Annotated in this window: 16 protein-coding genes and 1 pseudogene; 6 read left to right on the top strand and 11 right to left on the bottom strand. The window is 67.6% G+C overall.

Annotated elements, in window-relative coordinates; all coding sequences use genetic code 11:
- Positions 1-2: 2 nt before the first annotated feature.
- The 8 genes and pseudogenes from C6570_RS18570 to C6570_RS06070 form a co-directional block, all read right to left on the bottom strand.
- A pseudogene (locus C6570_RS18570) lies at positions 3-948 on the bottom strand (2-hydroxyacid dehydrogenase).
- A 34-nt stretch (positions 949-982) separates the two neighbouring features.
- On the bottom strand, positions 983-2998 hold the full coding sequence (locus C6570_RS06100) for an acetyl/propionyl/methylcrotonyl-CoA carboxylase subunit alpha (protein ID WP_106702424.1): 2016 nt from the start codon (positions 2996-2998) through the stop codon (positions 983-985).
- A gap of 44 nt (positions 2999-3042) precedes the next feature.
- The gene (locus C6570_RS06095) at positions 3043-3552 is read right to left on the bottom strand and encodes a hypothetical protein (RefSeq protein ID WP_106702423.1); all 510 of its coding nucleotides are present in this window, start codon (positions 3550-3552) and stop codon (positions 3043-3045) included.
- Entirely contained in the window at positions 3549-4325 is a 777-nt protein-coding gene (locus C6570_RS06090; RefSeq protein WP_106702422.1) for a DUF4126 domain-containing protein, read from the bottom strand. Before C6570_RS06090 ends, C6570_RS06095 begins: the two co-directional genes overlap by 4 nt.
- A 203-nt stretch (positions 4326-4528) precedes the next feature.
- Positions 4529-5314, bottom strand: a complete 786-nt coding sequence (locus tag C6570_RS06085) for an enoyl-CoA hydratase/isomerase family protein (RefSeq protein ID WP_106702421.1) — start codon at positions 5312-5314, stop codon at positions 4529-4531.
- On the bottom strand, positions 5311-5820 hold the full coding sequence (locus C6570_RS06080; protein WP_106702420.1) for a DinB family protein: 510 nt from the start codon (positions 5818-5820) through the stop codon (positions 5311-5313). The genes C6570_RS06085 and C6570_RS06080 overlap by 4 nt, the downstream gene beginning before the upstream one ends.
- A gap of 155 nt (positions 5821-5975) precedes the next feature.
- Positions 5976-7598, bottom strand: a complete 1623-nt coding sequence (locus C6570_RS06075; RefSeq protein WP_106702419.1) for a carboxyl transferase domain-containing protein — start codon at positions 7596-7598, stop codon at positions 5976-5978.
- 58 nt (positions 7599-7656) lie between these two features.
- Positions 7657-9366 (bottom strand): AMP-binding protein, encoded by a 1710-nt coding sequence (locus C6570_RS06070; RefSeq protein WP_106702418.1) that lies wholly within the window; start codon positions 9364-9366, stop codon positions 7657-7659.
- A gap of 146 nt (positions 9367-9512) precedes the next feature.
- Here C6570_RS06070 and C6570_RS06065 point away from each other — a divergent pair, with 146 nt between their 5' ends.
- Positions 9513-10544, top strand: a complete 1032-nt coding sequence (locus C6570_RS06065; RefSeq protein ID WP_106704542.1) for an AraC family transcriptional regulator — start codon at positions 9513-9515, stop codon at positions 10542-10544.
- A 489-nt stretch (positions 10545-11033) separates the two neighbouring features.
- Positions 11034-12998 (top strand): gamma-glutamyltransferase family protein, encoded by a 1965-nt coding sequence (locus C6570_RS06060; RefSeq protein WP_211297651.1) that lies wholly within the window; start codon positions 11034-11036, stop codon positions 12996-12998.
- 306 nt (positions 12999-13304) lie between these two features.
- On the opposite strand, the gene C6570_RS06055 is transcribed toward C6570_RS06060, so the two are convergent.
- Positions 13305-15995 carry a bifunctional acetate--CoA ligase family protein/GNAT family N-acetyltransferase gene (locus tag C6570_RS06055; RefSeq protein WP_106702417.1) on the bottom strand — a complete coding sequence of 897 codons (2691 nt, stop codon included), beginning with the start codon at positions 15993-15995 and terminating at the stop codon, positions 13305-13307.
- Between the two features lie 284 nt (positions 15996-16279).
- Between C6570_RS06055 and C6570_RS06050 the strand changes: the two genes are divergently transcribed.
- The 4 genes from C6570_RS06050 (at position 16280) to C6570_RS06035 (ending at position 19970) form a co-directional block, all read left to right on the top strand.
- Positions 16280-17365, top strand: a complete 1086-nt coding sequence (locus tag C6570_RS06050; RefSeq protein WP_106702416.1) for a metallophosphoesterase — start codon at positions 16280-16282, stop codon at positions 17363-17365.
- Between the two features lie 39 nt (positions 17366-17404).
- Complete coding sequence (locus C6570_RS06045; RefSeq protein WP_106702415.1) at positions 17405-17920, top strand: CoA-binding protein; 516 nt, start codon at positions 17405-17407, stop codon at positions 17918-17920.
- Positions 17921-17997: 77 nt separating this feature from the next.
- Positions 17998-19326, top strand: coding sequence for an O-acetylhomoserine aminocarboxypropyltransferase/cysteine synthase family protein (locus C6570_RS06040; RefSeq protein WP_106702414.1), 1329 nt, complete (start codon positions 17998-18000; stop codon positions 19324-19326).
- Entirely contained in the window at positions 19323-19970 is a 648-nt protein-coding gene (locus tag C6570_RS06035) for an N-acetylmuramoyl-L-alanine amidase (RefSeq protein ID WP_106702413.1), read from the top strand. Before C6570_RS06040 ends, C6570_RS06035 begins: the two co-directional genes overlap by 4 nt.
- Before the next feature lie 271 nt (positions 19971-20241).
- Here C6570_RS06035 and C6570_RS06030 read toward each other — a convergent pair whose 3' ends face one another.
- Entirely contained in the window at positions 20242-20421 is a 180-nt protein-coding gene (locus C6570_RS06030; protein WP_106702412.1) for a CsbD family protein, read from the bottom strand.
- Between the two features lie 106 nt (positions 20422-20527).
- Positions 20528-20689: a DUF1328 domain-containing protein gene (locus C6570_RS06025; protein ID WP_106702411.1), complete on the bottom strand. Its 162-nt coding sequence runs from the start codon at positions 20687-20689 to the stop codon at positions 20528-20530.
- Positions 20690-20879: the final 190 nt, after the last annotated feature.

Genomic DNA, 20879 nt, shown 5'->3' with positions numbered 1-20879 from the left:
GCTCAGTAGCCGAGATCGCGCTGCACCTGTCCGCTGGGCACCTCGCCGCGCTGCAGCGCCTGCAGCGAACGCACCACCTGCACCACCGCTTCTGAACGCACGGTCTGGGCGCTGATGTGCGGCGTGACGGTGACGTGCGGGTGCGTCCAGAGCCAGTGGCCGGGCGGCAGGGGCTCTTCCTGCATCACGTCCAGCGTGGCGCCCGCCAGGTGGCCCTCGTCCAGCAGCTGCTGCAGATCGTCCTCCACCAGCAGGCCGCCGCGCGCCACGTTGATGACGTAGCTGGCCAGCTGCAGCTGCTCCAGCGTCTGGCGGTTCAGGATGCCGCGCGTGACCGGCGTGAGCGGCAGCAAGCAGACCAGCACGCGCGTGCCTTTCAGGAAGTCCGCCAGACCCGCGTCGCCATGAAAGCACTGCACGCCGGGCAGGTCGCGCGGCGTGCGGCGTGCGGCTCCAGCCCAGCACAGGGAAGTCGAACTGCTGCACCGCCTGCGCCACGCGCTGGCCCAGCGCGCCCAGGCCCATCACGCCCACCGGGAATTCGCTGCGCACGTGCGGGCGGTGCGGTTGCCAGCGCTGCTCGTGCTGCTGGCGGTCGTATGCGGCGAATTCGCGAAAGAAGCGGATCAGCGCATGGCACACGTACTCGGCCATCTGCACGGCCATGCCCGCGTCTTCCAACCGCACCACCGCCATCGTGGGCGGCAGGCGCAGCGCCAGCAGCTTGTCGACCCCCGCGCCCAGGTTCAGCAGCGCCTTGAGCTGCGGCTGGTCGTCCACCAGCTGTTGCGAGGGGGCCCAGACGATGGCCGCGTCATAGTCGGGCGGCAGGCCGGGGCGCCATTCGTCCAGTTGAACCCCGGGCATCGCCGCCGCCAGCGCCGCGCGCAGATCGGCCAGCCATGCATCGTTGCCGTGGGCGGCAGGCTGGGAAAACAGCAGCTTCATGGTGCGACGCGCCCTTCCTTTCCTTGTTTCCTTGTTACGCCGCCGGGTTGGCCAGGCGCAGCAGTTCGTCGCCGTCCATCACCTGGTCGCCGGGGGCGTACAGCAGCTCTTGCACCACGCCATCGGCGGGCGCGGCGATGGTGTGCTCCATCTTCATGGCCTCCATCACCGCCAGCGGCTGGCCTTTGCTGACCTTGTCGCCCGCCTTCACCGCAAAGCTGACCACCTTGCCGGGCATCGGGGCCGTCAGGCGGCCGCCCTCGGCGCCCGTTTCTCCGGCGTGCTGCAGCACGTCCACCGCGGTGATGGGCGCCGCGCCGCGCGTGCCGAACACGTGCGCCACTTCGCCCAGCGGGTACACCTGCACCACCTGGCGGTCGCCGCCAAAGCGCACGTCGATGGCGCCGTTGGCCAACGCGGTCAAGCCCAGCGGTGCCGCGTCGTGCTCGCCCACTTGCAGCTGCAGGCCATCATCCAGGTAGCGCAGCTTGGCCACCACGGGCTGGCCCATGTAGTCGAAATCCATGCGGCGCGTGGCCACGCCGTGCGAGCGGAAACCGTCGCGGCGGCTGAACGGGTCGTGCGTTTCGGCGGCGCGCTCGGCCAGCACGGCGCGCGCCACGGCAGCGGCCACCGTCATCTGCACACCCAGGCGGTCCTGGTCGAACAGGCGTTCGCTTTCGCGCTGGATCAGCGCCGTATCCAGCTTGGCCTGGCTGAACGACGGCGTGGCCAGCACGTGGCGCAAAAACTGCACGTTGGTCTGCAGGCCCGCAATATGGGTGGCGGCCAGCGCCTCGTCCAGCTTGGCCAGCGCTTGATCGCGCGTTTCGCCCCACACGATCAGCTTGGCGATCATGCTGTCGTAGAACGGGCTGATGGCGTCGCCCTCGCGCACGCCATCGTCCACGCGCACGGTGTCGATCTCAAACGCGCTGTGCGGCGGCTTACGGTACACGTGCAGCGTGCCGGTGGCGGGCAGGAAGTTGTTGTCGGGGTTTTCGGCACAGATGCGCGCCTCGATGGCGTGGCCTTCCAGCAGCAGGTCGTCCTGCTCCAGCGGCAGTGGCTCGCCACTGGCCACGCGCAGCTGCCACTCCACCAGATCCTGGCCGGTGATGGCCTCGGTCACCGGGTGTTCCACCTGCAGGCGCGTGTTCATCTCCATGAAGTAGAACTTCATCTGGTCGGGCCGGTCGTAGCCGCCCGGCTGCTCGACGATGAATTCCACCGTGCCGGCGCCCACGTAGTTCACGGCGCGCGCGGCGTTCACGGCCGCCTCGCCCATGGCGGCGCGAATGCTTTCGGGCATGCCGGGCGCGGGCGCCTCTTCCAGCACCTTCTGGTGGCGGCGCTGCACCGAGCAATCGCGCTCAAACAGGTACACGTAGTTGCCGTGCGTGTCGCCAAACACCTGGATCTCGATGTGGCGCGGGCGCTGCACGTACTTTTCGATCAGCACCGCGTCGTCGCCAAAGCTGTTGATCGCCTCGCGCTTGCACGATTCCAGCGCGGCCATGAAGTCTGCGCTTTTTTCCACCGCGCGCATGCCCTTGCCGCCACCGCCCGCGCTGGCCTTGATCAGCACCGGGTAGCCGATGCGGTCGGCCTCTTTGTGCAGCAACTCGGGTGTCTGGTCAGCGCCGTGGTAGCCGGGCACCAGCGGCACCTTGGCCGATTCCATCAGCCGCTTGGATTCGGCCTTCAGCCCCATATCCTTGATGGCGCTGGCGGGTGGGCCGATGAAGACCAGGCCGTTGTCGGCGCAGGCTTTGGCGAAGTCTTCGTTCTCGCTCAAAAAACCGTAGCCAGGGTGGATGGCCTGCGCGCCGGTGGCCTTGGCCGCGTCGATGATGCGCTGCCACTGCAGGTAGCTGTCCTTGGGCGCGCTGCCGCCGACGTGCACCGCTTCGTCGCAGGCCATCACGTGCTTGGCGTGCGCGTCAGCATCGGAATACACGGCCACGGTGCGCACACCCAGGCGGCGTGCGGTGGCCGCCACGCGGCAGGCGATTTCGCCGCGGTTGGCGATGAGGATTTTTTGGAACATGGGTTGTCTCCTGAAAACGGGCTATTTCTGAGGTTCTGAACGCCTTAGAACAAGGTGTCTGGCTGAAGAAAGGGGCTTTCCGGCGCGCGAATGTCCACGGCGAAAGGCAGCTGCCCGCGGTGCGCGGCCAGGTAGCGTTCGGCCAGGCCGCGCGGCCCTTCGGTCCAGCCGTTCAGCAAGACCATCGGCATGCCGACCGCCGGGTACACCGTGACCTCACGGCGGGCCAAGGGGCCATGCACCTCTAACCGTTCAATGGTCGCCAAGGGAATGCGCTGCCGCCCGGCGACGAGCGCATCTGCGCCATCGGCCCCGCGCTGACAGATGCCGAACACGAGCCGGTCTTTCAGCCCCCAGCGGAAAAAGCCAGCGGCCCACAACCCCAAAGCCAGAAAGGCCGAGGCAGCGCCAAGCATCCAGCCGTCGCCGGGGTACTTGAAGACAAGCGACGCGCCCATGACCAGCGCCGGCAACAAGCCCGCAAGCCGCGGCGCCACTGGCTCCCACACGCCATCGGCGCGCAGCTCGGTGCGCCAACGCAGGGGCGATCTCATCGACAAGCAGCCTCCGACTGCGCAGGCGCCACCGCACCGCTCGCAAAAAACGCCCGCATCTTGCGAACCACTGCTCTCAAAAACTTGTAGAGCACCACCAGCAACAGCACCGACACCAGCAACATCACCGCCAGCACCACGCCAAACGTCACCGGGTACTGCGTGGCCAGCCAGACCACGGCGACGGCCAGCCCGTCTTCAAAGAACGAGGCCAGCCAGTTGGAAAACGGCTCGGGCGATGTATTGATGGCCGCGCGCGTGGTGGCCTTGGTGGCAAACGAGGTGGCCGCCAGCGAGCCGCCCAGCAGGCCTGCCACCAGGCCCATGGTGCCGCTGTCGGCGCCAAACACACCGGCGGCCAGCAGGGCGCCGCCCAGGATGCGGATGACGCTGTTGACGGTGTCCCACACGCTGTCCACCCACGGGATCTTGTCGGCAAAAAACTCCACCAGCAGCATGAAGCCGCTGGCCGCCAGCACGGCCGGGTGCGTCAGCAGCTTGAGGCCCTCGGGCAGCGGAATCCAGCCCACGTAGCCCATGGCGCCCACCAGAAAAACCACGGCGTAGAGGCGAAAGCCGCTGGCCCAGCCCAGCGCGGCGGCCAGCGCCAGCAGGCTGGGCATGTCCATCTTGGCAACGACCGGCGCCACCGCGCCGCCCACGGCCGCGCCCGCCTGGCCCACGGCGCTGCCTACCGCAACAGCCGCATCGGTCGTGGGGTGAATGCCGATGCCGTGCAGCCACTGCACCACGCTTTGCAACCAGTCGCTCATCGTGTGACCCCTTCCACAGCGCCAAGGACGACAGCGGCGCCCGCACCCACGCAGGCGTGCCCACCGGCGCGCACGGCCCTAACGCCGCAGCGGGCCGCCACGCCGACGGGGGCGGTTCGGGGGGATCTGTTCAAGGACATGATTACTACGTCATTGATAGCTGCCAGCGCACGCTGCGCCTGCGCCAGCAGCCTGTTCAACCCTTAATCCGCCAGCCACGCCGGGCCGCGCTTTTGCAGGAAGCTTTGCACGCCTTCCTTGCCCTCGTCGCTGGCGCGGATGTCGGCAATGCTTTCCACCGTGCGCTCGATCAGCAGGCGCGAGATGTCGCGCTCGGCCACGTCCTGCACCAAGCGCTTGCACTCGCGCACGGCGTTGGGGCTAGCGCTGACGAGCGCGCCCACCAGCGCGCTGACCCGCGCGTCCAGCTGGTCGGCGGGCACCACTTCGTGCACGAAGCCGATGCGCAGCGCCTCGGCGGCGGTGAAGCGCTCGGCTGTCAGGAAGTACCGGTGCGCCGCGCGCGGGCCCATGGCGCGAATCACGTAGGGGCTGATGGTGGCGGGTATCAGGCCGATCTTGACCTCGCTCAGGCAGTAGTGCGCGGTGTCGACGCTGACGGCCATGTCGCACGCCGCCACCAGGCCCATGCCACCGGCGTACACGTCGCCCTGCACGCGGGCGATGGTCGGCTTGGGGCATTCGTACAGGGTGCGCAGCATGAAGGCCAGCTTGCCCGCGTCTTCGACGTTTTCGTCGCGCGAATAGTCGGCCATGCGGCGCATCCAGTTCAGGTCGGCCCCGGCGCAGAAAGCCGGGCCTTCGGCCATCAGCACGATGGCGCGCACGGCCGGGTCTTCGCCCAGCTGCGTGAAAGCGTGCGACAGCTCGGCAATCACCTCGTCGTTGAAGGCGTTGCGAACTTCGGGGCGGCTGAGCACCACCGTGGCCACACGGTTCTGGGTGCTGATGCGAAGGGCTTGGCTCATGGTTGTTTCTGTTCCTCTACCAGCATGTAAACAAGATCGATGACCGGCGCGGGCTGGCCCAGCGCGGTCAGCGCCGCCGTGACCTGCCCGCGGTGGTGCGTGCCATGGTTGAACACATGGCCCAGCGTGGGCATGAAGGGCAGTGACGTGGGTACGCCCTGCGTGGTGACGTAGTTCAGCATGCCCTGCCACTGCGGCGCAGCAAACGTGCCGATCAGCGGCGCCCAGCGCGTGGCATCGGCCCGCAGCCGCGCGGCCAACTGGGCGCGATCGGGCTCCAGCTCGGCATTCAGCGCCATGCGGGGCGAGCGGCCCTCGGCGAAGCGCGGAAACCAGATGTTGTCGGCCACCAGCAGATGGTTCAGCGTGCCGTGGATGCTCTTGAAGAACAGGCCCACGTCGCGCCGGTAATCGTCCTCCGGCAGCGCCGCCACGGCATCCAGCAGGCGGCCGGTAGCCCACACGTTGTAGCGCGCCAGGGTGGTGAAATATTCAGTGAGATCCATATCAGCCCTTCATCTCCACGCAATCCCGTCGCCAGCTCGGGTGGCGCAAGGCCAATCAGCGAACGCCATGCCCGGGCCAGTGCCGGGCATAGGCGTTGTCCCCCCTCCCGCAGGAGAGGGCAGATGGCGCGTCAGCGACTCAGGGGTGTGTTCCATCACATCCTGAACACGCCGAACTTCACATCTTCAATCGGTGCGTTCTGCACAGCCGACAGTCCCAGCGCCAGCACGCGGCGCGTGTCGGCGGGGTCGATCACGCCGTCGTCCCACAGGCGGGCGGTGGCGTAGTAGGGGTGGCCCTGCTCTTCGTACTGCTGGCGGATGGGCGCCTTGAAGGCTTCTTCTTCCTCGGCAGACCACTGGCCGCCCTTGGCTTCGATGCCATCGCGCTTGACGGTGGCCAACACGCTGGCGGCCTGCTCGCCGCCCATCACGCTGATGCGCGCGTTGGGCCACATCCACAGGAAACGCGGGCTGTAGGCGCGGCCGCACATGCCGTAGTTGCCGGCGCCAAAGCTGCCGCCGATGATGATGGTGAACTTGGGCACGTTGGCCGTGGCCACGGCGGTGACCAGCTTGGCGCCGTGGCGCGCAATGCCTTCGTTCTCGTACTTGCGGCCGACCATGAAGCCGGTGATGTTCTGCAAAAACACCAGCGGAATCTTGCGCTGGCAGCACAGCTCGATGAAGTGCGCGCCCTTTTGCGCGCTTTCGCTGAACAGGATGCCGTTGTTGGCGATGATGCCCACCGGCATGCCTTCGATGTGCGCAAAGCCGCACACCAGCGTGGCGCCAAAGCGCGCCTTGAACTCGTGGAACTCGCTGCCATCAACGATGCGGGCGATGATCTCGCGCACGTCAAACGGCTTGCGCGTGTCGGTCGGGATCACGCCGTACAGCTCTTGCGCTGCAAATTTAGGAGCTACCGGCGCTTTAAGCGCGCCGGCTGGCGTCTTTTTATGGTTCAAGTCCGAGACGATCTGCCGCGCCAGCGCCAGCGCGTGCATGTCGTTTTGCGCCAGGTGGTCGGCCACGCCCGACAGGCGCGTGTGCACGTCGCCACCGCCCAGGTCTTCGGCCGTCACCACCTCGCCCGTGGCGGCCTTCACCAGCGGTGGGCCACCCAGGAAGATGGTGCCCTGGTTCTTGACGATGATGGATTCGTCGCTCATGGCCGGCACGTAGGCGCCGCCGGCCGTGCAGCTGCCCATGACGACGGCGATCTGCGCGATGCCCTGCGCGCTCATGTTGGCCTGGTTGAAGAAGATGCGGCCGAAATGCTCGCGGTCGGGAAACACGTCGTCCTGGTTGGGCAGGTTGGCGCCGCCGCTGTCCACCAGGTAGATGCAGGGCAGGCGGTTCTGCGCGGCGATCTCTTGCGCACGCAGGTGCTTCTTCACCGTCATCGGGTAGTAGGTGCCGCCCTTCACCGTGGCGTCGTTGCAGACGATCATGCATTCGACGCCCGACACGCGGCCGATGCCCGCCACCATGCCTGCGGCGGGCGCGGCGTCCTTGCCGTCTTTCTCGGGGTACATGCCCAGGGCCGCCAGCGGGGCGATTTCAAGAAAAGGCGTGCCAGGGTCCAGCAGCATCTGCACGCGAACGCGCGGCAGCAGCTTGCCGCGGTTGGTATGCTTTTGGCGCGCGGCCTCGCCGCCGCCCTGCTCCACCTCCGACAGGCGCTGCTGCAGGTCGGCGACCAGGGCGCGCATGGCGTCGGCGTTGGCCTGAAAGTCGGCCGATCGGGGGTTGAGCTTGCTTTCCAGTGCGGACATGAAGTCTCCGTATTCTTGCTATGGTTTGGCTAGCTGCTGGCGCTTATGCAGCCTGCGCTTAGGCCGTTTTTTGTTCAGAAACACCCAGCTCTTCGATCATCGCTTCGCGAATCTTGAACTTCTGGATCTTGCCGGTCACCGTCATCGGAAACTCGGCCACGAAGCGGATGTAGCGCGGCACCTTGTAGTGCGCGATCTTGCCTTTGCAAAAGGCGCGGATGTCGTCCTCACTCAGGCTCTGGCCCGGCTTGGCGACCACCCAGGCGCACAGCTCTTCGCCAAACCTGGCGTCGGGCACGCCCACCACCTGCACGTCTTGCACCTGCGGGTGGCTGTACAAGAATTCCTCGATCTCGCGCGGGTACACGTTTTCGCCACCGCGGATCACCATGTCCTTGATGCGCCCGACGATGTTGACGTAGCCCTCGGCGTCCATGGTGGCCAGGTCGCCCGTGTGCATCCAGCCCTCGGCGTCGATGGCCTCGCGCGTGCGCGCCTCGTCGCCCCAATAGCCGTGCATGACCGAATAGCCGCGCGTGCAGAACTCGCCGCGCTCGCCGCGCGGCACCGTCTGGCCGCTGTCGGGGTCGACGATCTTGATTTCAAGGTGCGGCTGCACCGTGCCCACGGTGGTGACACGCTTTTCCAGCGGCGTTTCGGTGCTGCTCTGGCAGCTGACGGGGCTGGTTTCGGTCATGCCGTAGGCGATGGTGATCTGCGACAGGAACATGCGGTCGACCACGCGGCGCATCACCTCGATGGGGCAGGCGGTGCCGGCCATGATGCCGGTGCGCAGGCTGCTGAGGTCGAACTCGGCAAAGCGGGGGTGATCCAGCTCGGCGATGAACATGGTGGGCACGCCGTGCAGCGCGGTGCAGCGCTCGGCCTGCACCGCCTGCAGCGTGAGCAGCGGATCGAACCCGTCGTTCGGGAAGACGATGGTGCTGCCGTGCGTCAGGCAGGCCAGCGTGCCCAGCACCATGCCGAAGCAGTGGTACATCGGCACGGGGATGCACAGGCGGTCTTCCGGAGTCAGCTTCATGCATTCGCCGATGAAGAAGCCGTTGTTCAGGATGTTGCGGTGCGTGAGCGTGGCGCCCTTGGGAAAGCCGGTGGTGCCGCTGGTGAACTGGATGTTGATCGGGTCGGTGTTGTGCAGCAGCTTGGCCACATGGGGCACGCGCGGGTCTTGCGCGTCACCCGCGGCCAGCAGCGCGGAAAAGCGCTGAAAGCCCGGCTGGTCGGCGCCTTCGCCTGGCACGTCGATCCAGATCGCGTGCTTCAAGCCGGGCAGCTTCTCGGCGCTCAGCTGGCCGGGCGGCTGGCTGGCCCATTCGGGCGCCAGTTCGCGCAGCATGCCGATGTAGTCGCTGGTCTTGAAGCTGGGCATGGTGACCAACGCCACGCAGCCCACCTTGTTCAGCGCGTATTCCACTTCGGACGTGCGGTACGCGGGGTTGATGTTGACCAGCACCAGGCCCACCTTGGCCGTGGCCAGCTGCATCAGCACCCATTCGGCGTTGTTGTGCGACCAGATGCCGACGCGGTCACCCGGCTTCAGGCCGAGCCCCAGCAGCGCGCTGGCCAGGCGGTTGGCCTCGGCCTGCAGCTGGCCATAGGTGTAGCGGCGCTGTTGGTGCACCGAAACCAGCGCCTCGCGCTCAGGCACGCGGGCAGCCATGTCGTCAAAAAAAGCGCCCAGGGTCTGCTCGATCAGCGGGGGCTGGGTTGCGCCGCGGGCGTAGCTGGGCTCAGCTTGGGGGGCCATGGGGATTTGTCTCCTAGTTCGTGCGTCGGCGTTGCGCCCAATGTAGCCAATTGAGCGCGCCGCAGGCGCAGCTTATCGCCATCAGCGGCCAAATTGGCGCCACGCAGGTTGCAAAATGCGCCAATCCGACATCACAATGCCGCACCATGCCAGCACCGCCAGACCCTGCCCACCAAGGCACGCCATTTGCCTTTGTGCAGGCGGTATTGAGGGCCTACGCCGCCCGCAGCTGCGCGCCCGACAAGGCCCTGGCCGCGGCGCAGATTGCGCCAGACCGCCGCGGCCACTGGCCCAGCCAGGTCAGCCCCCTGCAGTTTGAGCGCCTCTGCGCCGCCGCCATGCGCGAGCTGGACGACGAGGCACCCGGCTGGTTCAGCCGGCCGCTGCCCTGGGGCAGCTACGGCATGCTGGCGCGTGCCAGCATGGGCGCGCCCACGCTGGCGGTGGCGCTCAAGCGCTGGTGCCGCCACCACGGCCTGCTGACGCAGGATGTCGGCCTGGCGTTGCACAGCGATGAAAGCGGCGCGCGGGTGGAAATCACCGAGCACACCGATCTGGGCCAACAGCGCGAATTCGCCCTGCTGTCGCTGCTGCGCAACCTGCACGGGCTGAGCTGCTGGTGGGTGGATTCGCAAATCGCGCTGTTGGGCGCGCACTTCCCCGGCGAAGCGCCACCGCACGCGGCGGTGTATGGCCGCCTCTTCCCCGGCACGGTGCACTTTCAGGCGCCGCGCGCCACGCTGGTGTTTGACGCGCACTACCTCAACCTGCCGCTGCGCAAGGACGCCGCCGCCATCGACCAGATGCTGCGCCGCGCGCTGCCGATCCTGGTGTGGCCCTACCGCCGTGACCGCCTGCTGTCGCGCCAAGTGTCGCGCCTGCTGCAGGCCCCCAGCCACGCCCACGGAGCCAGCAGCGCCCACACTGCCGAAACCTTGGCAGCGGAGCTGGGCCTGTCGGCCCGCAGCCTGCACCGCCAGCTGCGGGCCGAAGGCGCCAGCGTGCAGCAATTGAAAGACGAAGCCCGGCGGGCCCGCGCCAGCGACCTGCTGCTGCGCACGGCGCTGCCGGTGGCACGCATCGCCGGTCTGTGCGGCTTTGCCAGCGACAAGAGCTTTGCGCGCGCTTTTCGGCAATGGACCGGGCACAGCCCGCAAGAGCACCGGCGCGGCGCTTGAGCACCTTACGGCGTGCCTGCTGGTTCTGCCAGCTCTTCCGCCGGGCGGAGAATCATCAAGAATAATAGCTGCCAGCGCCCTACGCACGTGCGCTGGCGGCCGATTTCTTTGGCAATCCCTGCAAGTGACCGCAGCCCAGGCACGCCGCCAGATCGGCTTCGGCCAGAGGTGCCCAGGACGATGCCGCCCAGGCCACGCGAAGCAGCGCCTCGTGCGGCGGCGCGATGCAACGCGGGACGGAGCGCGAACATCGCCAACGAGGCCCGACAGACGCGGCTGACGCACATCGCACACGCCATGCCCCTCAGCACTGCAGTGCCGAGGGCGCACCGAATGGGCGCGGGCCAGCGCACCAGGCGGGTGCTGCGCCCTGCACCAACCGGTCGCACCGTCAGCGCATCGCCAGCGGGCCTGAAACTTGCGTAACCAACGGCTTGGCTTGGCTACCATCGAAGTGTTTTTGTTCGCCCCAGAAAAAGGATCTCCGCTTTGAACCCGATTGCTATCAAACACCTAGCTCCCATCGCCCTGGCCGCCTTGCTGGCCAGCTGCGGCGGCTCTGGCAACGACGACAACGCCAGCGACCTGATCGTTGACACCAACCCGAACAGTTGCCAGGTGTTGGCCAGCAATGGCAGCAGCGTGACCGTGGGTTCGGGGCTGGCGGGCGACCCGGCTGCGCCCGAGGCCGCGTCCGGCTACCGGCTGGGCTACAAAGCCAAATATTCGAACAGCTACATGGTGGTGGCGAATACGCCGCTGGCTTCGAAGGCCGGTTGCGAAGTGCTGAAGGCCGGTGGCACCGCTGCCGACGCGGCCGTGGCCGTCCAGGCCGTTCTGGGCTTGGTGGAGCCGCAGTCCAGCACCATCGCGGGCAGCGCGTTCATGATGTATTACGACGCCAAAACGCAGAAGATCACCGCGTACGACGGGCGCGAAACGGCGCCTGCCGCCGCCACGGGCTACTACCTCGTGCGCCAAGATCAGCAGACGCAAGGCTCTGCCACTCCGGTGCCTTCAGCGCGCCGCAGCGGCCGGTCGATTGGCGTGCCCGGCGTGATGCGGATGCTGGATCTGGCCCACAACGAACACGGCAAACTGGCCTGGAACAAGCTGTTCGACGAAGGCATCAACCTGGCGGACAAGGGCTTTCTGATTCCCGCGCGGCTTGGTGGCGCCATCAGCAGCAACGCCAGCAGCCTGGCGCTGGACGCCAATGCCATGGCCACCTATTTCCACAGCGACGGCACGCCGCGCGCCGCTGGCGAAACCATGACCAACGCGCCCTATGCGCGCACGCTGCGCATCCTCGCCGACCAGGGCGCCGACGCGCTCTACACGGGCGAGCTGGCCAAGAACATCGTCGCCAAGGCGGCGCAGTCGGTGGGTGACGATCCCGCCAAAACGCCGATCACGCCCAGCCTGATGACGCTGCAAGACCTGGCCGCCTACCAGGCCAAGAAGCGCGAGCCCGTTTGCAGCACCTACCGCGGCAGCTACCACGTGTGCACGATGGCGCCACCCTCTTCCGGCGGCATTGCCATCGCCCAGGCGCTGGGCATTCTGGGCAACTTCAACCTGGGCGCCTACGGCCCCACCAACCCCAGCAACGAGGGCGGCATTCCTTCCGTGATGGGCGTGCACCTGGTGTCGGAGGCCGAACGCCTGGCCTACGCCGACCGCGACCTGTACGTGGCCGACACCGACTTCGTGGCCTTGCCTGGCAAGGGCGTGGCGTCGATGCTGAGCCCCGACTACCTCAAGCTGCGCGCTTCGCTGATCTCGCCCGACAAATCCATGGGCACGGCCAGCGCGGGCGACTTCGGCACGCCCGCCGCTGGCGTGGGCAAGTCGGAAGAGCACGGCACCACGCACCTCTCGATCGTGGATGCCTATGGCAACGTGGTGTCGATGACCTCGACGGTGGAATCCAGCATGGGCTCGTTCCACATGGTGGATGGCTTCCTGCTGACCAACCAGCTGACGGACTTTTCGTCGCAGCCGGTCGACGGCGCCGGCAACGCCGTGGCCAACGCCGTGGCGGGCGGCAAGCGCCCACGCAGCACGATGGCGCCCACGCTGGTGTTTCGCGGCACCCAGCCGGGCGACTTCCTGATGGCCACCGGCTCGCCCGGCGGCGGCACCATCATTCAGTACGTGCTCAAAACCGTGGTGGGCGCTCTGGACTGGGGCCTGGACGCGCAACAAGCCACCTCGCTGGTGGACTTTGGCGCCAGCAACAGCGTGACCACCAACGTGGACGGCGCCAACACGACACTCGACCTGACGGCCCTGGTCGCGGGGCTCAAGGCCAAAGGGCACACGGTGTCCACCTCGGCGCAGTCCAGTGGTATCTCCACGATCATGCGCGTGAAGAAAAACGGCGCCATGATGCTGGAAGGCGGTGTTGATCCACGGCGCGAAGGCATCATCCTCGGCGACGGGGCTATGTAAGGCGCCTGCCGGCGCACCGGGCGAAAGCGCGCGCACCGATTGCGGTGCGTGCGCTTTTTTTTGGGCTCGCCGCGCTGCGGGCCTTCCGTGTCAACGCCTCATGCACGCACGAAGTTACTCGCGCGGCGATCGCCTGCCGAATGGTCTACTGGCTACGGCTCGGCGTGAATGAATTCAATTCAAATCGGCCTCTGGCGCTTATACCGTGCGCGCCACCAGCTACGCAATCGATAGCAAACAGCTTTCATGCAAGCTTGGCGTGCCAACTCGAATTGGCCGTAGCGCACAGGCCGGGCGCGCCCCTGCTCACAGCGCGTGCGTCACCAACCTGAAATCCGGGTCTTCTGGGTACGCCTTGGTCTCAAAGCCCAGGCTGCGCATCAGTTTGAGCATGCCGTTGTTGTGCGTCAGCACCAGGCCGATGATTTCCTGCAGGCCTTTTTCGCGGGCGACGTCCATGATGCTCAGCATCAGGCGCGTGCCCAGGCCCTGGCCCGCGTAGGCGTCGGCCACCACCAGAGAAAACTCGCAGCTGGTCTGGTCGGGGTTGGTGATGTAGCGCGACACGCCCACGATGCGGTGCTTCTTGTGCTTGTGCCCGTCGTCTCCCACCACCTCCGACTCGGCCACGGCGCACAGCGCCATTTCGCGGTCGTAGTCGATCAGCGTGAAGCGCGACAGCATCGACGCGGGCAGCTCGGCCATGTTCGACACAAAGCGGAAATAGCGGCTTTCGGGCGACAGGCTCTTGGTGAACTCCTGCAGCATCTGCGCGTCGTCGGGGTGGATGGGGCGCACCACGTATTCGCCGCCGCCGCGCAGCGGCCATTCCTGCTCGAAGCGCGCCGGGTACGGCAGGATGGCCAGGTGCCCGTAGCGGCCAGAGCGGCCCGGCGCCGTCTGCGCCGCCGCGCCGATGACGATGCGCGCATCCACCGCCACGGCGCCCTGCTCGTCCACGATGATGGGGTTGATGTCCATCTCGCGCAGCTGCGGCAGCTCGCACACCATTTCGGACACGCGCAGCAGCACGCGCTCCAGCGCGGCCATGTCCACCTCGGGCGCGCCGCGCCAGGCCTTGAGGGTTTCCACCACGCGCGACCGCTCGATCAGGCGACGCGCCAAAAACTGGTTCAGCGGGGGCAGCTCCATCGCGTGGTCGTTCAGCAGCTCGATCATGGTGCCGCCCCCGCCAAAGGTGATCACGGGGCCGAACGGGTCGTCGGTGACCACGCCGATGTACAGCTCGCGCCCGCGCTTCTTGCGCGCCATGGCCTGTACCGTCAGCCCATTGATGCGCGCGTCGGGTTGCTTGGCGCGCACGGCTTCCATCATGTCCTGGTAGATGTCGCGCACGGCGGTGGCGTTCATCACGTTCAGGGCCACGCCGCCCACGTCGCTCTTGTGCGGGATGTCGGGCGAATCGATCTTCAGCGCCACCGGAAAGCCGATTTGCGAGGCGATCATCATCGCCTCGGTGGGGCTGCGCGCCAGCAGCGTCTGCGTGACGGGCACGTGAAACGCTGCCAGCAGCGCCTTGGATTCCATCTCGGTCAGCACGGTGCGGCGGTCGGCCAGCGCGCTTTCGATCAGCAGGCGCGCGCCTTCCACGTCGGGCGCCGCCAAGTCGGACAGCGGCGGCGGCGTCTGGTGCAGCATCTGCTGGTTTTGGTAGAAGCTGGCGATGTTGCCGAAGGCGCCCACCGCCGCCTCGGGCGTGCGAAAACTGGGGATTTGCGCATCGCTGAGCGCATGGCGCGCGGCGGCCACGCTGGCATCGCCCAGCCAGCAGGCCACCAGCGGCTTGCTCATGCGGGGCTTCAGCTCGATCAGCTGCTGCGCAACGGCGTTGGCGTCGCCGCCGAACTTGGGCGAATACAGCACCAGCACGCCGTCGATGGCGCGGTCTTTCGACGCCGCCTCCAGCGCGGCGCGAAACTGCTCGGGCGTGGCGTCTTCGCTCAGATCCACCAGGTCGTTCAGCGACGCGCTGTGCGGCAGCAGGGGCACCAGGGTGCGGCGCGTGTCCTCGGACAGCACGCCCAGCTTCAGCCCCAGCTCGCTGATCCAGTCGGCGGCCAGCACGCCCGGGCCGCCGCCGTTGGTGATGACGGCCAGGCGCGGCCCCACCGGGCGGTAGCGCGAAGCCAGGCACTTGGCGGCCGAGAACAGCTCGACAAACGAGCGCACCCGCACAGCCCCCGCGCGGCGCAGCACGGCGTCGAACACCTCCGCACTGCCGACGATGGCGCCCGAGTGCGTCTGCGCCGCGACGTTGCCCGCCTGCTGCCGCCCGGCCTTCAGCACCACCACCGGCTTGGCATTGGCGGCCGCGCGCAGCGCGCTGGTAAAGCGCCGCGCGTTGGAAATGCCTTCCATGTAGACCACGATGCCCTGCGTGTGCCGGTCAGAGGCGAGGAAGTCCAGCGTGGCGGCCAGCGTGACCTGGCTGTGCGCGCCCAGGGTGATCACCGTGGAAAAGCCCACGCGCGTTTGCCGCGCCCAGTCCAGGATCGACGCCGTCAGCGCGCCCGATTGCGACACCAGCGCCAGCTGCCCCTGCGCGGCCAGCGGCCCGATGGTGCTGGCGTTGAGCTGCTGGCGCGGCCGCTGAAAGCCCGAGCTGTTGGGCCCCAGCAGCCAGAAGCCGTGGCGCTTGGCCACGCGGTGCATCTCATTGGCCTTGGCCTGCGACACCCCGGCAGACAGCACCAGCGCCGCCCCCACCTTGATGCGCCCAGCCAGCTCGAGCGCGGGCACGATTTCGTCGTCTGGCAGGGCGATGATGGCCAGATCGGCCCGCGCCTGCGCCAGGTCGGCCAGGGTGCCGGTGGTGTGCACGTCCAGCGGGGTCACGCGGCCCTTGAAGGGCTGTTCGGCCAGGTAGGTCAGCAGCGCGCGCGCCTGCGGCGTCTGCTCGTCCGGCGCGTCCTGCGGGCCGGTGAACAGGGCGATCGACTGGGGTTCGAAAAGCGGGGTCAGGAAGTGCTGGTCCATGGTGCTGATGAGCGAGTTGAAGGCGCCGCAGGTAACGACCGGTTGTAGCATGAGCGCGCCCCGGCATGTTGACTTGCCTCAGCCTGACCCCTGCGGCGTGGCTGGTGGCTTACACGGCCTGGGGCGGACGATGTCGCGCGGGCGCCCCCTCTTTGCGCGCCTTGCACGCGGCTGGGGCAGGCAGCCCGACGCCGGGTGCCAATCCGCCGAAAATCCCAAGCAGGCGCGCCGCCCTCCGGTGGCGCTGCCGCTCACCTTCTTGCCAAACCACACTGAGGAGCACCATGGGCTTGATCCAGCCGCTGTTTGAAGGGCCTATCGATATCGTGGGCGACGTCCACGGTGAAGCGCAGGCCCTGCGCGCGCTGCTGAACCACCTGGGCTACGACGCCGATGGGCGCCACGCGCAGGGCCGGCGCCTGGTCTTCGTGGGCGACCTGTGCGACCGCGGCCCCGACAGCCCCGCCGTGCTGCGGCAGGTTCAGGCCCTGGTGCAGGCGGGCCACGCGCAGGCGATGGTCGGCAACCATGAGATCAACCTGATGCGGGGCGACCCGAAGGACGGCGCAGGCTGGTTTTTTGACGAACGCGCCGAGCGCGACCAGGCCAAGTACGCGCCCTTTGCCCGCGCCGCGGCGGCCGAGCGCGGTGCGCTGCAAGCCGTGGCCGCGCACTGGCCGGTGGCGCTGGAGCGAGCCGACCTGCGCGTGGTGCACGCCGCGTGGCAGGCGCCCGCAATCGACGCCGTGCGCCCGTTGCAGTCCGGCCAGCTCATCAGCGCCTACGACGCTTGGGAAGAAGCGGCGCGCGAAAAAGGCCGCCAGACCCACATCGCCCAGCGCATGCACGATGAGCTGGCGCGCTGGGGCGGCGATCTGGAATCGCCCGCCGAGCAGCCGCCCTTCATGCCCGCGCACGCCGAAAACGAGGTCAACAAGCAGATGCTGAACCCGCTGAAGGTGCTGACTTCTGGCGTAGAGCAGCGCGGCACCACGCCGTTCTTTGCGGGCGGCAAGTGGCGCTTTGTCGAGCGCGTGACCTGGTGGAACGACTACACCGACGCCTTGCCCGTGGTCGTCGGCCACTACTGGCGCCGCCGCTACCCGGACGAGCGCACCGCCGAAAGCGCGCGCGCCGCCCTGCCCGACGAAGACGTGTTCGCCCACGTGCCGCCGCTGGCCTGGCACGGCCAGCGCGCCAACGTGTTCTGCGTGGACTATTCCGTGGGCGGGCGCTGGCAGGCGCGCCAGCGGCACGCGCCGCTCACGCGCGAATTCAAGCTGGCCGCGCTGCAATGGCCTGAACGCACGCTGGTGTTTGACGACGGCAGCCGCGAAGCGACCGAAGGCTTCTGCCAGCCAGCGGCCTGAGCCGCGCCCGGCCTCACCCCCCCCACCGACAATCCGCCCATGCCCCAAACCCCCGACACCATCAGCACGCTGCGCGACGTACTGACCCGCTGCCGCACCCTGGCCGTGGTGGGCCTGTCGCCGCAATGGCACCGGCCCAGCTACTTTGCCGCCAAGTACATGCAGGCGCACGGCTACCGCATCGTGCCCGTCAACCCGCTGGTGGCGCGCGAAGGCGGCAGCATCCTGGGCGAACGCGCGTACGCCACGCTGCATGAGGCCGATGCCGCCGTGCGCGCCGAGGGCGGGCGCATCGACATGGTGGACTGCTTTCGCAAGAGCGAAGACATCCCGCCGCTGGCCGACGAGGCCGTGGCCATCGCCGCGCGCTGCCTGTGGCTGCAGCTGGGCGTGTTCAACGACGCCGCGGCAGAGCGCGCCGAAGCCGACGGGCTGCAGGTCATCCAGAACCGCTGCGTGAAGATCGAGCACGCGCGCCTCTTCGGCGGCCTGGGCTGGGCGGGCGTGAACACGCGGGTGATCTCGGCCAAACGCCCCACCGTGCTGCCTTACTGATGCGGCCAGCCTGCGTTTAACTATATTTTTGATAGCTGCCCGCGCTGTTCACACCTGCTCTGGCAGCCCAAAACACCATGAACCACAGCCCCCCACCCCCGCCCGGCAGCGACCGCGCCTATGGCTTTGCCACGCGCGCCGTGCACGCCGCTGCCGTGCCCGACCCGGTGACCGGCGCGCGCGCCACGCCCATCCACCAAAGCACCAGCTTCGTCTTTGACAACGCCGAACACGCCGCCAGCCTGTTCAACCTGCAGACCTTCGGCAACGTGTACAGCCGCATCTCCAACCCCACGGTGGCGGTGCTGGAAGAGCGCATCGCCGCGCTGGAAAACGGCCGCGCCGCCCTGGCGTGCGCCAGCGGCATGGCCGCGCAAATGACCGCGCTGCTGGCCATCTTGAAAAACGGCGACCACATCGTGGCGGCCAGCACGCTGTACGGCGGCACCGTGGGGCAGCTGGGCGTGGGCTTTGGGCGCCTGGGCATCGAGACCACCTTTGTCGACCCGGCCAAGCCCGAGAATTTTGCCGCCGCCATCCGCCCCAACACGCGCGCCGTGTACGGCGAAACCATCGGCAACCCGCTGGTCAACGTGCTGGACATCGCTGCCGTGGCCGACGTGGCGCACGCGCACGGCCTGCCGCTGGTGATCGACAACACCGTGGCCAGCCCCTACCTGTGCAACCCGCTGGATCTGGGCGCCGACATCGTGGCGCACAGCGCCACCAAGTACATCGGCGGGCACGGCACCACCATGGGCGGCGTGGTGGTGGAAGGGGGGCGCTTCCCGTGGGACAACGGCCAATTCCCCGAGATGACCGAGCCCAGCGCCGCCTACCACGGCGTGAAGTTCTACGAGACCTTTGGCGACTTCGGCTACACGATGAAGGCGCGCATGGAAGTCAACCGCACCTTCGGCGCCGTGCTGTCGCCCCTGTCGGCTTGGCTGCTGCTGCAAGGCAGCGAAACCCTGCACCTGCGCATGCGCGAGCACTGCCGCAACGCGCTGGCGGTGGCGCAGTTCCTGCAAAACCACCCGCGTGTGGCCTGGGTCAACTACCCCGGCCTGCCGGATTCGCCCTACCACGCGCTGGCGCAAAAGCAGTTCCGCGCGGTGGACGGGCGCCCGGGCGCCTCGGGCATCCTGACGTTTGGCGTGAAAGGCGGCGCGGCGGCGGGCGAGCGCTTCATCGACGCCTGCGAATTCCTCAGCCACCTGGCCAACATCGGCGACGCCAAGACGCTGGTGATCCACCCCGCGTCGACCACCCACCGCCAGCTGAACGACGATGAACTGGCGCGCGCCGGTGTCAGCGCCGACATGGTGCGGCTGTCTGTGGGTATTGAAGACGTGGAGGACATTCTTTGGGATATCGATCAGACGTTGGAGAGGGCCAGCGTGTGACAAGCCACAGCGTCAGCGATTTCCACACCGATCTGAAGGTGCTGCACTGCGTCGCGCTGGCCCGCCTGCGGCGCACGGTTCGCTTTGGTGCCTTAGCTCTGCTCACCGTGGCGGCCTGTGCAAGCGGGCCCGCGCAAGCCCGCACCACCGGCGGCCCGCGCACGCAGCCCGTGGACATGGTCGTCATCCATTCCACGGGCGGGCCGACGTGCGATGCGCAGAACCGGCCGATCTGGGTGCCCGGTGGCGAGCTGGAAGACAACCTGCGCGTGATTGGTGCGCACCCCACGCTGGGCATTCACTGGATGATCGACCGCGACGGCACGGTGCGCGCGAGCGTGCCGGAATCGCAGGTGGCCTACCACGTGCTGAAGTACAGCCGCCGATCCATCGCGGTGGAGCTGATCAACGACGGCGACGGGCGCGACCCATTTCCGCCTGCGCAGATCAACGCGCTGGTCGATCTGCTGCACGGCGTGCTGCAGCGCAACCCGCACATCGCCCGCGCGGGCGTGGTGCGCCATTCCGACGTGGACCTGGGCCACATGCCCTGCGCGCCAGAGCGCCGCCGCAAGGTGGACCCGGGCGACGCCTACCCCCATGCCGAGGTGCTGCGAAGGGTGTTTGGCGACGCGGTGCGGTAAGGCGCCATGAGCGTGCCCCGCTGCGAAGGGCACCGGCTGCCAGACGGCGAACCACTTCAAATTAGATAGCTGCCAGCGCCCATTTGGCGGGCGCCAGAGGGTGTTTTCACCACTCATTCATCTGACGTCGCTGGCCATTCTTCAGGCACAACGCCGTCACGCCTTGGCATGTCAACGTGCATGAAAAACGCCACCGTGAAAGGTGGCGTTTTTTTGGGTTGGCCGAGTGCGGCCTGCCTGATGGCTGGCGCGGACGGGCCGCGCTTCCAACTTACTCAGCCGCTTTTTTCAGCTTGTTGGCGATGTCGCCAGCCTTGGCTTCCACCTTGCCAGCGTTTTTCTCGATGGCGCCTTCGGCCTGCAACTTTTCATTGCCGACCAGCTTGCCAGCGGCTTCCTTGATGGCGCCCTTGGCTTCTTCAACACGGCCGGTCACTTGATGCTTGTTCATGGTCAATCTCCTGCAAAAAAGGTTGGGGTTGAAAAACGGATCGCTTGGCGATCAGGGAACACAAAACGTTGCGATAAGGCAGTGCGCTGGCTTGACGCCCGGCGCGCTACTTCTTGATCAGGTTGGCTACCAGCGAAACCACCGCCAGCACCAGGAACACGATGAACAGGATCTTGGCGATACCTGCAGCACCGGAAGCGATACCGCCAAAACCCAGCAAGGCCGCGATGATGGCGATGACAAAGAAAACAACGGCGTAGTGAAGCATCTGGCGTGTCCTTCAGCCTCGGAGGAGGCGCGTCGGTGTGGATGGGCGGGGCCGGAAATGTCTGCCGGAAGATCCCTCGGCCCCTGGCGGTGCGGGTCTGCGCCGAAAGGGGTGAACGAAGTGTGCTTGCCGCGCCGGCGCCGGGCCGCCGGCTGGGCGCCGATCCGCGTGTCGGGCATTCGCACGCTCG

The sequence above is a fragment of the Ottowia oryzae genome (assembly GCF_003008535.1).
GTDB lineage: Bacteria > Pseudomonadota > Gammaproteobacteria > Burkholderiales > Burkholderiaceae_C > Ottowia > Ottowia oryzae.
This window is presented reverse-complemented; position numbering and strand designations above follow the sequence as displayed.